Raw genomic sequence first — 13,659 nt, 5'->3', positions numbered from 1 at the left:
TTCGGCTCAACGCGGGTACGGTTTTTTCGTACTTCCCCCGCAGAAACGCGGTGGCAATTGCATCGCCGGACGGGCTATATCGACAGCATCACCCGGGGCGGTTAAGACCATGAATGAACGGGCAAAGCTATCGCCGTATCGTTGGGTAATCGAGCTTCTTCTGCTTCTGCTCCTAACCGTGCAGTCGCTGACCTGGCTCGCGCCAGCCCCGATTCTCGACGAAATCAAGAAAGGACTCGGTATCACGCTGGGCTCCGCCGGGCTGATCATCTCGATAATAGCGCTTTGCATCGGCATCTTCTCGATCCTTGGTGCGGTCGTGATTGAGAAGCTCGGCGCGCTGCGCTGCCTCCAGATCGGCGTGTGGTTGATGGCTCTCGCCGCGATCGCAAGCGGCTTTGCCGGGAGTTTCTCCGTGCTGCTCCTCTGCCGCGTGCTGGAGGGCGTGGGATTCGGGATGGTGATAGCCCCGCCGGGCGCCCTCACCATGGAATGGTTCGGCGAATCCGAATGGCCTTACATCAACATGATAAACTTCGCGTTCGCATACGTCGGGCTGACGGCGGTCTTTCGCATCACACCGACGCTGTTCGTGGCGGTAGATTCGTCATGGCAGTCGGTGCTCTTCGACTACGGCATCGCAACCGCGGGGGTGGCGTTGTTGTGGACCATCCTGGGACGCCAGGGAACTACTGCACCAGTCCCCACCGAGGTGGAGAACTATGTCGCCAGCGAGTCCGCACTGATCGAAGTGATGAAGATGCGTAACGTGCTGCTGATCGCGATCGGTCTATTCGGCGGCATGTGGGTGTTTCAGCTGTATACCGCGTTCCTGCCGCAATTCTTCCGAGGGTTTCGCGGGATGAGCCTGGCAGAGGCCTCGTTGCTGACGCAGGTCTTGCCGCTCACCGGATTCTTCGCGGTGCTCGGAGGCGGGTTTGGGACCGCTCTTACCGGACTGCGCAAACCCTTCACCTGGCCGATCGCAATTTTTACCCTGGTCGGATGTTTCGGCGCGATCGAGCTGAGCAACCCCACGTGGATTGGCCTTTCACTGGTCCTGGTCGGAATCGGCTCGGCCGGATCGCTCGTGGCCATTACCACCCTGATGATGGAGCTCCCGAACATGAATCCCACCCGCCTAGGCGCCTCGTTGGGTTTCGTGTGGGCGGTCGGATACTTCGGGGCGTTCCTGTCGCCGGTGCTAGGCGGCAAGCTGGCCGCATCGATCGGTCTGCGCGAAGTGATGCTCGGATTCCTGGCCTTCCAAATCCTGCCGACGGTCGCACTTTACTTCTTGCCCGAAACCGGTCCGGGCAGGGCCGGCGTTGAAAAAGCCGCCGAACGCGCCGTGCAACCGGCCGTCGAACCGGCCAAATCCGCCTGAGTTTATTGAGGTCCGGATCCCCTCGTCGTGAAGGGAGGGATTTTCCTACTCGGGAGCTCTTTCCGGATGCGGCGCGATCTTTACCAGTTGTTCGTGTAGCACCGTATTGTCCGCGATCATTCCCGCCACCTTCACGCGACGCTGGTTAAACCGGATCATGGCGCCGTGAATGTCAGTCATGGTGCCGCCGGCTTCCGCGAGCAGCGCGGCCCCCGATGCGATGTCCCACTCACTCTTCGGTGAACGCGTGAAGGTCGCGTCGCCTTTCCCGGCCGCCACCAGCGCCAATTTGTAGGCGACGCTCCCGGTTGGGCTCACCTTGAGCCGACCGTGGAATACTTCCCATTCGCCCCGCGCGGTCTCGCTTCGGCTCGCCAGCACGTTTGCGCGATGGAGCACGCGGGTCCGCGTCACCCGCACCGGTTCGGTATTCAAATGACAACCCATCCCGCGCGCCGACCAGAACATCTCGCGGGTTATGGGATTGTAAGTAACTCCCAATACCGGGTGGCCTTCCTCGACCAGCGCGACCGCCACGCAGAATTCCGGAATGCCCTGGATGAATTCCTTGGTTCCGTCGAGTGGATCGACGATCCACACCCGCCGACATTTAAGGCGCGCCTCGCTGTCGGCGGTCTCTTCGGAAAGCCAGCCGTATTCAGGAAATGGATCGTGCAGCAGGCGCTTGAGTGTGCGATCTGCTTCCAGGTCGGCCTGGGTTACCGGATTGTCCTTTCCCTTGGAGCTGATTTGGTAGTCGCCGCGGCGCCAATAGCCGCGCAGGATATCGCCGGCCGCACGCGCTGCCTTTCGCGCCAGGGTGAGTTCGCGCCGCAGGTTTCCATCCGGGGAAATCATCTCGCGTGCTTTGCGAACGGGGGGTTCTGAATGCTTAGAGGCTTTCCTGGGCACTCGATGCGGACCCTGCCCTCCTTCAACTCTCGCCCCGTTTGAGGCGCCTCTTGCGCACCTTCTCGTAGGCGGAAGCCAGCGTGTTCATCATCTCCCCGCGCCGGTCGTAGAGTCGCCGCGGCTTGCGCCGCTTTCGGCGGGCCAGGGCGTAGGCGGTAATGAGCGGGAGTGCCACGGTGGAATCCACGTAACAGACCACCGTGTCCGGCAGACGATTGGGATCGATCTTGCCCCAGCTGACCGCCTCCGACGGGGTCGCACCGGAGAGTCCGCCCGTGTCCGGGCGTGCATCGGTCACCTGCAGGAAATAATCGTGACCTTTTTCGGCGACGCCCATGACTTCCTGGATCTGGGGTTCAGTCTGGAGAACGAAATTTTTGGGCGAGCCGCCCCCCAGAATAAACACCGCGCTCCTGCCGCCGCTTTGCTTGGCCGCGTAGACTATCGACGCGGTTTCATTCACATCGGCCAGCGGGTCGATCCGCAGGCCGTGACCTTCCATCTCCAGCAGCGCCAGGTTCATGCCAATCGAAGAATCTCCCGGCGACGAGGTGTAGATCGGCAGTCCATATTCATACGCCGCCGCCAGAAGCGAACGGCGCTTGAGCTTTAAGATCCGCTCGCGCTCGGCAACGTACCTTCCGGCCCGATAGTGGAATTCGGCCGTACTCATCGGACGCTGAAATTCCTCGAGCCGAGCGATTTCCCGAAAAAAAGTGTCGGTCGAGAGCAGCACGCGGTAGTCGAAAAAGATGTCGTAGATTCGCACCACGCCCGCATTGCGCAGCGCCACATCGTCGGCCTCGGCCGAGCCCTGGTACATCTTGAGCCCGATTCCGAAGTGGGTATCGTGGTAGAGGTTCGCGCCGGTCGAGACCATCCAGTCGACGAAGCCGTTCTCAATCAGCGGAATCAGGCACGACATCCCGAGACCCGCGGGCGTCAGCGCGCCGGTCACGCTCATCCCGACCACCACGTCGGGTTCGAGCATGCGCTCCGCGAACAGCCGGCACGCGTCGCGCAGCTTACGGCCGTTGTAGGCGAGAAACGCGGTATCGATCAGCTCTGCCGCGGTCATGTCGCCGCGCACCCCGCGTGGATTTATTTCCGCGCCGGCCAGGCGCGGCCGTGCCATTCTTGCTGCCATCGGAATTCGCTTCCCAGCCTCGCTTTTTGCTCAGGTCGCGCGCAGAATTTCACGCCACGAGCAGTCAGAGTAGCCGCCATCCTAGCCGCGCCGCCGCGAGGATTCCATCTCCGACGTTTGCGGTTCGGTGTGTATTGTCCCTAATATGCGGCGCGGGTGCGGATCATCGGGAAGCCGGAGAGATTCCCATGGCGGTCATCGCGATAAGCCAACAAGTCGGAAGCCGCGGCATCGAGTTGGGACGCCTGACAGCGGAGCAGCTCGGATGGCGCTTTAAGACCGGACAGGAACTGATTGCGGAGGCGGCTCGCCGCTTCGGCGTGAGCGAAGACCAGCTGCTGGTGTTCGATTTGCGCACGCCCCACTTCTGGGAGCGGCTGCGCAGCGAAAGCCATCGCTACCTTGCCTACATTCGCGCCGTCTTGCTCAAGGAACTCGCGCACGATTCGATCGTCGTCGCCGGGCGCGCGCTCGCCCATCTGACTCCGCCGCTTCGCTATGCGCTGCGGGTTCGGGTGGTCAGCCCGATGGCTGAGCGAATCAAGTGTACCGAGCAGGAAGAACGGCTCTCGGCGGCCAGCGCGGAGAAACACGTGCGCGAGGTCGATCGCGAAACCAAGGCGCGCAGCCAGACCTTGTCTGGCGTCGATGTCGACGACCCTACCCTCTATGACGTGATCGTGAATTCTTCCGCGCAGCCGCTCGGCGCGATAGCACGACTGCTGGCCAATGCTGCGGCCGAGATCAATGCGGCTGCGGATGCTGCGGCGCGCTCGGCCCTGAGCGATGCGGCCATCGCCGGTGAAGTTCACGCCGCGCTATTGGCACATCCGAAGATTCGCGACGCGCAGATCTCAGTGGCGTGCCGCGCCGGCACCGTATCGCTCAGCGGCCCCGGCCTGGTTGCGCCCTGGGACGAACTAGTCTGCGGCGTGGCCCGCACCATCGACGGGGTAACCGCGGTAGAGGTAGGTGCCGAACAACCTCCCATGCCATACCCCACAGCGTGAGCGGCGCCGAGCTTCAGTACAGGCACCAACCCCAAACGGGAGCTGCGGCTCGCCACCGCTCGCGCTCCGAAACCCGATGCGCTCGCTCATTATCTTTATCGCCACCGGCGCCTATAGCGGATTTTCGCCATTCGCACCCGGTACGGCAGGTTCGCTGGTGGGAGTGCTCGTGGTCTGGCTCGCCTTCGGACCGTTGTGGAGCGATTCGCCGCCGCTGGCGTTGGTCGTTTTCGTGGCCGCTTTTGCGATCTCGTGCTGGATCGCGGGACGCGCCGAAGTGATCTTCAAGGAACCGGACAGTTCCAAAATCGTGATCGACGAAGTCCTCGGAATGGTCGCAACCATGTACGGTAATCCGCTCACGGTGCCGTGGATGCTCGCGGGTTTTGTGTTGTTTCGCATCTTTGACGTGATGAAACCGTTCCCCGCCGGCTGGATCGATCGCCGGGTGGAAGGCGGCACCGGGGTGATGCTGGATGACCTGGGCTCCGCGATCTACGCGAACATACTGCTACAGGTCGCGCGACGCGTGCTGGTGCACTAGGCGCATCGCGCCGCATGACCCGTGGGCGGCGCGTCCTGCGTCCGCCCTTTGGAAAGAAGGCCCTTCTTGCGCCACCAAGGCTATCCCAACCGAGGGCTGACCGCGGGACGTCGCCCGTAAGAAGCGGTGATGGTGCCGGATGACCAGGGCCCTTTGCATGAACGGACGCCCTAGGCTACTCAACGAATCCAGAAACTCGCTGCAGTGAGGAGTTACCGATGATCGAACGGGCCGCAATTCTCTCGACCGGCGACGAAATCATGACCGGCAAAGTCGTCGACACCAATTCCAACTACTTGGCCGACAAGCTGGTCGAAAATGGCGTTGACCTGGTGGCCGTGCTCACAACGGGCGATGTGCCCGATCGCCTGCAATGGGCCTGGCGCACCGCAATCGCGATGAGCGACGTCGTTATCTCTACCGGCGGAATCGGTCCGACCGTGGATGACCTCACCACCGAGACGGTCGCCCGCATCGCGGGCGTCAAACTGGTGCGCGACCAGGCCTCGGTCGACCATATGAAGCGGTTGTTCGCCACTATCAACCGCGTGATGCCCGAGAACAACCTCAAGCAGGCCGATTTTCCCGACGGTGCGGAGATCATCCCGAATCCCCTCGGCACCGCGCCCGGCTTTCGACTGCCGATCACGCTCGCCGGCCACAGCTCCCAGCTCATCGTGCTGCCGGGTGTGCCGCGCGAGATGAAGCCGATGATGGAGAACTGGGTCATCCCGTGGATTCAGAAAAATCGCGGCACCGACAAGGTCATCGCCATGCGAATTTTCCAGACCTTCGGAATGAGCGAGTCGGCGCTCGATCAAGCGGTCGCGGGCCTGATCAAGGCCGACGAGGCGCGAGTCGGCTTGCGCGCGAGCTTTCCGCAGATCTCGCTGCGCCTGACCGTCGAGGGCAAGCCCGGAGAGGCCGAGCGCAAGCTCGAGGAACTGGCGCAGCGGGTGCGCGGCAAGATCTCCGAATTCCTGTTCGCCGAGGGCGAAATCACCATGGAGGAAGTAGTCGGGCGGCTGCTGATCGAAAAGAAAATCAAGCTTGCGGTTGCAGAGTCGTGCACCGGCGGTCTGATCGGCCATCGACTGACCAACGTTCCAGGCAGCTCGAATTATCTGATCGGCGACCTGGTGACCTACTCCAACGAGATGAAAACCGAGCTGCTCGGCGTGTCGGAGACCACCCTGCGTACGGTGGGCGCGGTGAGCGAGGAATGCGTGCGCGAGATGGCGGTGGGCGCGCGCAGGCGCACCGGCGCCGAGGTGGCAATCGCCACCTCAGGAGTGGCAGGCCCCGATGGTGGCACGCCGGACAAGCCCGTCGGTACGATCTGTCTTGGACTCGATTCCGAGCGCGGACAGATCTCGCGCCGCTACCAGTTCCGCGGCACTCGCGATTGGATCAAGCTGCTCACTTCGCAGGTCGCCCTGGACTGGATCCGCCGCTACGCTCTGGATCTGCAAATCGCGGAATCCGCCCTCTTCCGCCGGTGATGTGGTCGCCCGCCCTACCCTGTCGAGGGGGGCACAGCGCGAAAAAGTGACGCGGACAGGGCTGTGGGACAGCTGGGTAATCAGCGGATTTCTGCGCGTGAAGACCGCACCAGCATAACCAGGTAAACGCAAGCGTGCTTGTCATGGTTTTCGAAGGTGCAGTCGGAGGGTGGCCCGAGCGTCAGGTGGTCTCCCCGCCGTAACACATGGACGACAGGGCCTTCGGTGAAATGCAGAGTGCCTCGCATCATCCAGATTTGCTGCTCGAGGAAAGCGAACGCTTCCTTTGGAAATGCCACCCGCGCACCGGCCGGCAGCGTGACCTCGGTCACTTCGGCTCGCCCCGCGCCCGGCGGACAGATCGCACGGCGCAAGTAGCCGGTTGCCGGGTCCTTCCATAGCGACTGATCGCTACGGCGGGTCAAGCGTTGAGGGCACGCCGGTTCTTCAAGCAGGCTCGACATCGTAGTCCCGAACGCGCCGGCCAACCGCCCCAACAGACTCGCGGTTGGACTGGCCTCGCCGCGTTCGACCTTGCTGATCATGCTCTTGGAAACCGCGGCGCGTCGGGCCAACTCGGACAGCGCCCACCCCCGCAGCTCACGTTCGCGATGCAATCGTTGCGCTAGACTTCTCCCGGTTGCGTCCACTATAGTGCCGATCCTCTCCACTATAATAAACGAGGAAGGAAATGGAAGTACGCGATGCTAGCGTCGATGACCTGCCGGGAATCCTCGAGATCTTCAATGAAGTAATCACAAACTCGACCGCCGTGTGGTTCGACACCCTCGACGATCTCCAAGGCCGCCGGCGCTGGTTCGAAGCGCGCCAGGCGCGCGGATTTCCAATCAAGGTCGCAGTCGAGGATGGTAGCGTTCTCGGCTATGCAACCTTCGCTGACTTTCGGGCGTGGCACGGTTATCGTCACACGGTCGAGCATTCCATCTACGTGAGAGCCGACCGCCGGCGTTCCGGAATTGGCAGGATTCTGCTCCGCGCACTCATCGAACGAGCCACTGCATCGCGAGCACACGCGATGGTTGGTGCAATCGAAGCTTTAAACCACGCTTCGCTCGCCTTGCACGCTGACCTGGGTTTCAAGCAGGTGGCGAGAATGCCCGAGGTAGGATGCAAATTCGGCCGCTGGCTCGACCTGATCTTCGTGCAGCGCCTGCTCGATTCGCGCATGACACCGTAGACGGGTGCGCCCTGGCCGAAACCTAGCGGAGCGGACGCCTGGCGTATGCAGGGTGTCAGAAAGAGGGCGAGGCTGGGGCGGGCCTCGCTCGGCGGTAGTTGCGCGGCGCGCGGCCCAGCCACCGGGCCCTACTCAGTCCATTCAGTTGAGGGGGCTGGCTTTTGCGGCGGCACGTCGCCCGGCGGCGCAAAGACTTGACTTTGTTGGGGAACGACGTCCGACGATTCCTGAACGGGCTCGGAAGTGAGCGGTCCTCCTACTATCAACGCCCCTTCCACGATTAGCGGGCCCTGCACCGTGAGTGGTCCCGCGACGGCCAGCGAGGTCGCAAAGGACTGACCCGCCGGACCTGGCGGCTCGCCCCGCGGGAGTGTGGTCTTGACGGGACCCCCGATGGTTAGCGCACGCGCCTGGACCGGTCCGTGAATGGTTGCCGGACCGCCGACCCGCAAGTCGCCTTGCACCCGCAACGGACCGGCCACAGCCAGGGGGCCACCGATGGCTGCACCGTCCCCCTGCGCCGCGACATTCACACTGGTGCACGCAGCCAAAGCCAAGCAGCACCCGATAACCGCCACCCCTCGCTTCACGATCGCACCGTCATCCCGTTTCAGCGAACTCGCGCGTAACTGATGATGTCGCCGCCGCTGCCCGAGATGCTCAAGATCCCGGGCGCAGGAGAGCACTTGATTGGACTTGCGGCCGTCGCGTCCGTGCAGAGCACCACGTTGGTATCGCCGGTGAAGCAGTCGTCCCGAATAGTCGCCTCGCCCTGCGACAGGGCGACGCGGCCCGCGCACATGCCAAGGTTGACGTTGACGCTCGCGTCGCCCAGAAAGCCGGCGGTATTAATGTTCATCCCCGTGCCGGCTTCTTTGCGACTGAGATGTTCATGCTGGCAGGCCGCGAAGGGGAGTGCCGCCAGGACTAACACGGCCAGCAGCGAGTCCCGTCGGTGCATCGTTCCGGCTCCTCGGTCTGAAGCGAAATCGAGTGGCCCGGCCTACTGGGCCGGCTCGGAGTATAAAGGGCCGCCAACTACCAGGCGGCCGTCAACGATTAGCGGACCTTGAACCGTCAACGGTCCACCAACCGCTAGGTTGTTCATGTACTGCTGACCGCTGGGGCCCGCCTGCTCGCCAGCCGGCAATGAGGCCTCTCTCGGACCGCCGACGTTGATCCAGCGTGCTTGTACCTGTCCGTGCACGGTTGCGGGTCCGCCGATGTAGAGGTTGCCCCGCACCCGCAGCGGACCATTGACGTCGAGGGGTCCGCCGACGCCCTCGACGTGCCCGAACCAGCGATGTCTGAAGTCGCCCAGGCCGTGTTTGACGTGCACCAGCCTCGGGAGCGCGAGCGACAGCAAAACCCCCAGGGCCAGCACTCCGCACGCCGTCAACAACGAATCAATTGCGTCCCGTCGATGCATCGTTATGGCCCCCTCGCGCTACGCCGATTGCGGATCAGGCTGCTTCGCCATTACCCGGGTGAGGCCGGCCGTTGGCGGCCTCTGCGGCCTGGGTAAAAATATCCATGGGCGCCAGCGGAGGACGGCGACGGCGCTTCAAGTCCGCGAGTTCTGCCGCTGCCTTGGTCTCCGCGTTGCGGCGGCGAATTTCATCGAGCTTCACGCCGAGTTCGGACTCGCCCAACTCGCGATTGACTCCCGCCTGCGCGAGAGTGCGCTGAATCGATTCGCGCACTTCTTCGAGCGCGCGCACGTCCTCGTCGTATGAGAGGCTTTCGAGCGCTTCCTGAATCCTGACCCGCGCTTGCGCGTTCTTGAGCCGCGCCATCATCCGCACTTTTTCGACCTTGAGCTTCTCGATCTCGCCCTTGAACGCGATCAAGTTTTTCTTGGCCTCTTCGGCCTCGCGGGTCAGATCGCCGAGCTCTTCGCGCAGCCGCGCGCAGTCCGCTTCCAGCTCGTGCTTGCGCTGGATCAGGATCAACGCACACTGGTCCTCGTTCATGTCCGCCGCCTGTCCTGCCTGTTCATCCACCTCCTTGAGCTCGACGGACTTGGAGCGCAGCTCGCGCTCCAGCTTGTTGCGCATGTAGATGACGCCGGCGGCGGCGTTCTTCAGTTGGTGGTAGCGGCGCACGCGATCGGTTATCGCAGCTTCATATACTGCCTCGGGGTCGCGCGCCTCGTGCGACTTGAGCCAGCGACGCAGTTTGCCGCCGATCAGGCTAATCATCCGTGAAATAAGCATCTTACTTCTCCTCGGCGATGCGCCATCGCTGGGCCGCATCGACAATTCTCAGTCGGTTCAGAGCCAGCGCCTCACCCGGGTCTTGTAGTCGAGGTATTGCGAGCCGAAGAGGCGCTCCATCGCCGCTTCCTCGTTCGGAATAACCAGCTGATCCAGCGCGACGAAAAATCCGATCGGCGCCAGCATCATCACGACCGAACTGAAGAAGACCGCAAACCCGAGCAGCGCAAGCGTAATTCCCAGATACATCGGATTGCGCGTAAGCGTGTAGGGCCGCTCCACCACGAATCGCGATGGTTCGCGGTAGGGGTTCTTGGTGGTGTCGCGAGCCTGGAACAGTGCCGCGGCGAAGAAGGAAACGCCAATTCCACCAGCCACCAGCAGGAGGCCCAGCAGCTGATGCGCGGCGACCTCGCCGTGTTCAAACAGCGCGTGCAGGATCAGGGTCCCGGCCAGCAGCACCGCCGCAAACAAGGGCGGGTGAATTTTCCAGCCGCCGCGTGATTCAGTGGTCAGATCCGAAGTGTCATTCATCGCATTTTGCTCCGTTCAGTCCTCGTCGGATTTGAGCCCCAGCTCCGCCACCGTGATCCCGAGCTCCTTCATCTTTTGCTGGAAGCTCTGCCGGTACATCCCGGTCCGTTCCGCCGCCCGCGAAATATTGCCGCCGGTGCCACGGAGCGCGCGGACAAAAAATGCGCGCTCCCAGTCGCCGACAAATTTCTCCTTCGCCTCGCGAAAGGTCATCCCGTTCGACCCTGCCACCGACGTCTCATCAACTTCATGGTCGAGCGCCGCCGGCACCGCGGCGGCGTGATTACTCGCCGCTTCCACCTCCGACCCCGAAAGCAGGTCCGCCGGCGTGATCTCGTTGCCCGAAGACAGGATCACCGCCTGGTCGATCGCGGCCTTGAGGGAGCGGGCGTTGCCCTTCCACTGCTGCGCAATGCAGGCACGCATGGCCTCCGCGGTCAGTTGCTTCTCGGGTTTCTCGTAACGCTTGCAGGCCTCGCGGATAAAATGCTGGACCATCAGCGGAATGTCTTCGCGGCGCTCGCGCAATGCGGGCAGTCGGACCTCGACCACCTTGATGCGATAGTAAAGGTCCTCGCGGAACCGCCCCTGCTTAACCATTGCTTCGAGGTCCTGGTTGGTCGCGGCGATTATGCGCACATCGACCGCCAGCGGCTGATTTCCTCCGATGCGCTCGAACTGCTTTTCCTGTAGCACGCGCAGCAGCTTGGCCTGCGTCTCCAGGCCCATGTCACCGATTTCATCGAGAAACAGCGTGCCGCCGTCCGCCGCTTCGAACTTGCCCTCGCGCCGGGCGACGGCGCCGGTGAACGCGCCCTTCTCATGGCCGAACAGTTCGCTTTCGACCAACTCGCGCGAGAACGCGGCGCAATTGACCGCGATAAACGCGGCGCGCGCGCGGGGGCTGCGAAAATGAATCGCGCGCGCGACTAGTTCCTTGCCGGTGCCCGACTCGCCGCGCACCAGCACGGTTACGTCGGTGGGCGCGACCTTTTCGATAGTCTCGTAAACCCGCACCATCGCCGCGGAGCGGCCGATCATGTTCTCGAAGGTGCCAGTCTCCAGGCGCACGCGTTCCAGCAGTTGGTCGTGGGCGCGCCGAAGGAGCTGCGTCTCCATTACCTTGCGGACCTTGAGGCGCAGCTCGTCGTTGTCGAACGGCTTGGGCAGGTAGTCCTCGGCCCCCGCCTTCATCGCCTCTACCGCGATCCGCTGATTGCCGTATGCCGTGATCATCAGGACCGCGCACTGCGGATCCAATTCGTGCACCTGGCGCAACAGGTCCAGGCCACTCATCCCCTTCATGGAAAGATCGGTGATGATCACGTGAAACAGACCAGCCTTGACCCTTTCCAGCGCTTGTTCTCCCGACTCGGAAGTTTCGACCTCGTAGCCTTCTTTGGTGAAGAGGCCTTTAAGCGCGATGACGATTCCGCGCTCGTCGTCGACAATGAGTAGCCGGCCCTTCATTGCGGACCTCGCGGATTTGCACCCTGCGCCGTCATCGGCACTGGGGTTTCGCTCGATGCATTCCCGTTCATCGAGATCGACGTGGTCGCGGGCGAGTCTGCCAGCGGTTCAGTCGCATCGGCCGGGGTCTCGCGGACGGCATCGGCGAGCGGAATCGACACTAGGAACTCCGTGCCGACCCCCAACTCGCTTGACACCTCGATGGTGCCGCGATGCGCGTCGATAACCTTCTTGGCGACCCCGAGCCCCAGCCCGGTGCCGTTCTGCTTTGAGGTGTAGAAGGGATTGAAAATCTTGGCCTGCTTGTCCTCGGGGATTCCGCATCCGTTGTCGCGCACGATCACGGTGGCAACTCCGCCGCGACCTCGATGAATGGCGACTTCGAGCCGCCGTTCGCCGGTGGTCGAGCTCATCGCGTCGATCGCGTTGTCGATCATGTTGGAAAATACCTGCCTCAACTTGTCGGCATCGGCGCGCACCGTCGGGCCGGTCAGGTAGTTGCGCGAGACCTTGACCGAATTCGCCTCAAGTTTGCTGCGCATCTGGGTGAGCGCTCCATCAAGGACGCCCGACAGGTTCACGTTGTCGAAATTGTAGTCCTCTTCCTTGGCGTACTTCAGAAGATGCGAGACACTGCGCTCTACCCGCGCCAGCTCATCGAGTGCGACCTTGGCGTACTCGACGTTTTCCACCGAAGTCGGATCCTCGCCCATCTGCTGCACCAGGCTCTTGGCCGCCGCAATGGGATTGCGAATTTCATGGGCGAAGGTCGCGGTGAGCTCATCGAGCGATGCCTGCTTCTCGGTGCGTAGCACTTCCTTTTCCTTGGTAACCTCGCGGTCGATTTCGCGCTGGATGGCGGGTTCGAAAACGCGATCATGGATCCAGCGCCATCCGAATACCGCGATAAAGTGACTGCCGACCCCGAAGCCCCAACCAATCGCCGGGAACACCCACCACTGAAACGAGGTCGTCATCAGGTTGATGAAGAACAGAAAGCCTATGACGACGCCGTACCACATGAGGTGCGCATAGAATCCGGCCTCGGCTGCCGCACGCTTTCGCGCTCGCTGGTACGCTTTATACGCTTCGGTAGAAGCCTGCAGTCCCTCGCGCACGCCGAGGCCACCGTCGTCGGTCTTCGGCGCATCGGTCTTGGACTCCCCCGGGGCGGCAGCGGGCTGGCCGGGTTCCGTGGCGAGGTCTCCTACATACCGCTTCCAAAGCAAGTCCCATTCGCGGGTGCCGCGCGGTGGCTCGTCCGGTCCTCTCCACCAAGTTCTGTCCGCCCGCCGTTTCTGCCGTTCGAATTTGCGCTGCAACCTTTTTTCGAACTGCGCCGCGTGCCGCTCGAACTTGTCGGCCATCTTGCGCTCGAAGTCGAAGCCCGAACGCTCGGCCTGGCGCTGAATCTTGGCCGCCAGCCGATGCGGGAACTCGGCTGCGAATTGCTCCGCCTGATCGACATGCCGGCGAAATTCGTCGTTCTTCCAGTAGTGGTCGCGCCACCTGAGCGCGCGGCTGCGACGATGCTGCCGGATGGCGAATATAACGATCACCAAAATTAAAAGGCCAAACATTGATTAAAGCCTCTGCGCAGTTGGGGTCCTTTCTGACCTACTCCAATCGATGTAGCGCTCGCAATCGACATTGCCGAACATGGTATCAGTCTGCAAAGCAAGCGCGATGCCGACCTTTCTGGCCCCGAAGGTGTTGATTTCACAAGCTTTTTAGGTTGA

15 protein-coding genes are annotated in these 13,659 nt (G+C 62.5%); 5 read left to right on the top strand and 10 right to left on the bottom strand.

The annotated features are described in order from the left end of the window. Nucleotides 1–109: 109 nt before the first annotated feature. Nucleotides 110–1,387: an MFS transporter gene (locus VGI36_16115; GenBank protein HEY2486673.1), complete on the top strand. Its 1,278-nt coding sequence runs from the start codon at nt 110–112 to the stop codon at nt 1,385–1,387. Nucleotides 1,388–1,432: 45 nt separating this feature from the next. Here VGI36_16115 and VGI36_16110 read toward each other — a convergent pair whose 3' ends face one another. Both VGI36_16110 and speY read right to left on the bottom strand, forming a co-directional pair. Continuing rightward, entirely contained in the window at nt 1,433–2,245 is an 813-nt protein-coding gene (locus tag VGI36_16110) for a 3'(2'),5'-bisphosphate nucleotidase CysQ (protein HEY2486672.1), read from the bottom strand. 76 nt (nt 2,246–2,321) lie between these two features. After that, nucleotides 2,322–3,446, bottom strand: a complete 1,125-nt coding sequence (gene speY, locus VGI36_16105) for a deoxyhypusine synthase (GenBank protein HEY2486671.1) — start codon at nt 3,444–3,446, stop codon at nt 2,322–2,324. A gap of 188 nt (nt 3,447–3,634) precedes the next feature. Between speY and VGI36_16100 the strand changes: the two genes are divergently transcribed. The 3 genes from VGI36_16100 to VGI36_16090 all read left to right on the top strand — a co-directional run bounded on the left by VGI36_16100 (nt 3,635) and on the right by VGI36_16090 (nt 6,502). After that, nucleotides 3,635–4,456, top strand: coding sequence for a cytidylate kinase family protein (locus VGI36_16100; protein HEY2486670.1), 822 nt, complete (start codon nt 3,635–3,637; stop codon nt 4,454–4,456). Nucleotides 4,457–4,532: 76 nt separating this feature from the next. Continuing rightward, nucleotides 4,533–5,000 (top strand): phosphatidylglycerophosphatase A, encoded by a 468-nt coding sequence (locus VGI36_16095; protein ID HEY2486669.1) that lies wholly within the window; start codon nt 4,533–4,535, stop codon nt 4,998–5,000. A 218-nt stretch (nt 5,001–5,218) separates the two neighbouring features. Further along, entirely contained in the window at nt 5,219–6,502 is a 1,284-nt protein-coding gene (locus VGI36_16090) for a competence/damage-inducible protein A (protein HEY2486668.1), read from the top strand. Between the two features lie 80 nt (nt 6,503–6,582). On the opposite strand, the gene VGI36_16085 is transcribed toward VGI36_16090, so the two are convergent. Further along, on the bottom strand, nt 6,583–7,119 hold the full coding sequence (locus VGI36_16085) for an XRE family transcriptional regulator (protein HEY2486667.1): 537 nt from the start codon (nt 7,117–7,119) through the stop codon (nt 6,583–6,585). A gap of 74 nt (nt 7,120–7,193) precedes the next feature. Between VGI36_16085 and VGI36_16080 the strand changes: the two genes are divergently transcribed. Further along, entirely contained in the window at nt 7,194–7,700 is a 507-nt protein-coding gene (locus VGI36_16080) for a GNAT family N-acetyltransferase (GenBank protein ID HEY2486666.1), read from the top strand. Nucleotides 7,701–7,828: 128 nt separating this feature from the next. Here VGI36_16080 and VGI36_16075 read toward each other — a convergent pair whose 3' ends face one another. Genes VGI36_16075 through VGI36_16045 form a run of 7 tightly spaced genes read right to left on the bottom strand, consistent with a single transcriptional unit; the run spans nt 7,829 to nt 13,500 of the window. After that, nucleotides 7,829–8,290, bottom strand: coding sequence for a hypothetical protein (locus tag VGI36_16075; GenBank protein ID HEY2486665.1), 462 nt, complete (start codon nt 8,288–8,290; stop codon nt 7,829–7,831). Nucleotides 8,291–8,310: 20 nt separating this feature from the next. Next, nucleotides 8,311–8,661 (bottom strand): hypothetical protein, encoded by a 351-nt coding sequence (locus tag VGI36_16070; GenBank protein ID HEY2486664.1) that lies wholly within the window; start codon nt 8,659–8,661, stop codon nt 8,311–8,313. A gap of 42 nt (nt 8,662–8,703) precedes the next feature. Continuing rightward, the gene (locus VGI36_16065; GenBank protein ID HEY2486663.1) at nt 8,704–9,129 is read right to left on the bottom strand and encodes a hypothetical protein; all 426 of its coding nucleotides are present in this window, start codon (nt 9,127–9,129) and stop codon (nt 8,704–8,706) included. 34 nt (nt 9,130–9,163) lie between these two features. Next, nucleotides 9,164–9,916 carry a PspA/IM30 family protein gene (locus VGI36_16060; protein ID HEY2486662.1) on the bottom strand — a complete coding sequence of 251 codons (753 nt, stop codon included), beginning with the start codon at nt 9,914–9,916 and terminating at the stop codon, nt 9,164–9,166. 57 nt (nt 9,917–9,973) lie between these two features. Then, nucleotides 9,974–10,450 (bottom strand): isoprenylcysteine carboxylmethyltransferase family protein, encoded by a 477-nt coding sequence (locus VGI36_16055; GenBank protein ID HEY2486661.1) that lies wholly within the window; start codon nt 10,448–10,450, stop codon nt 9,974–9,976. 15 nt (nt 10,451–10,465) lie between these two features. Continuing rightward, nucleotides 10,466–11,920, bottom strand: a complete 1,455-nt coding sequence (locus VGI36_16050; GenBank protein ID HEY2486660.1) for a sigma-54 dependent transcriptional regulator — start codon at nt 11,918–11,920, stop codon at nt 10,466–10,468. Further along, on the bottom strand, nt 11,917–13,500 hold the full coding sequence (locus tag VGI36_16045) for an ATP-binding protein (GenBank protein HEY2486659.1): 1,584 nt from the start codon (nt 13,498–13,500) through the stop codon (nt 11,917–11,919). Before VGI36_16045 ends, VGI36_16050 begins: the two co-directional genes overlap by 4 nt. Between the last annotated feature and the right edge of the window lie 159 nt (nt 13,501–13,659).

The sequence above is a fragment of the Candidatus Binataceae bacterium genome, assembly GCA_036495685.1.
Classification (GTDB): Bacteria; Desulfobacterota; Binatia; order Binatales; family Binataceae; genus JAFAHS01.
Note: the sequence above shows the minus strand (reverse complement) of the source record. Positions and strands in the feature narration are given on the sequence as shown.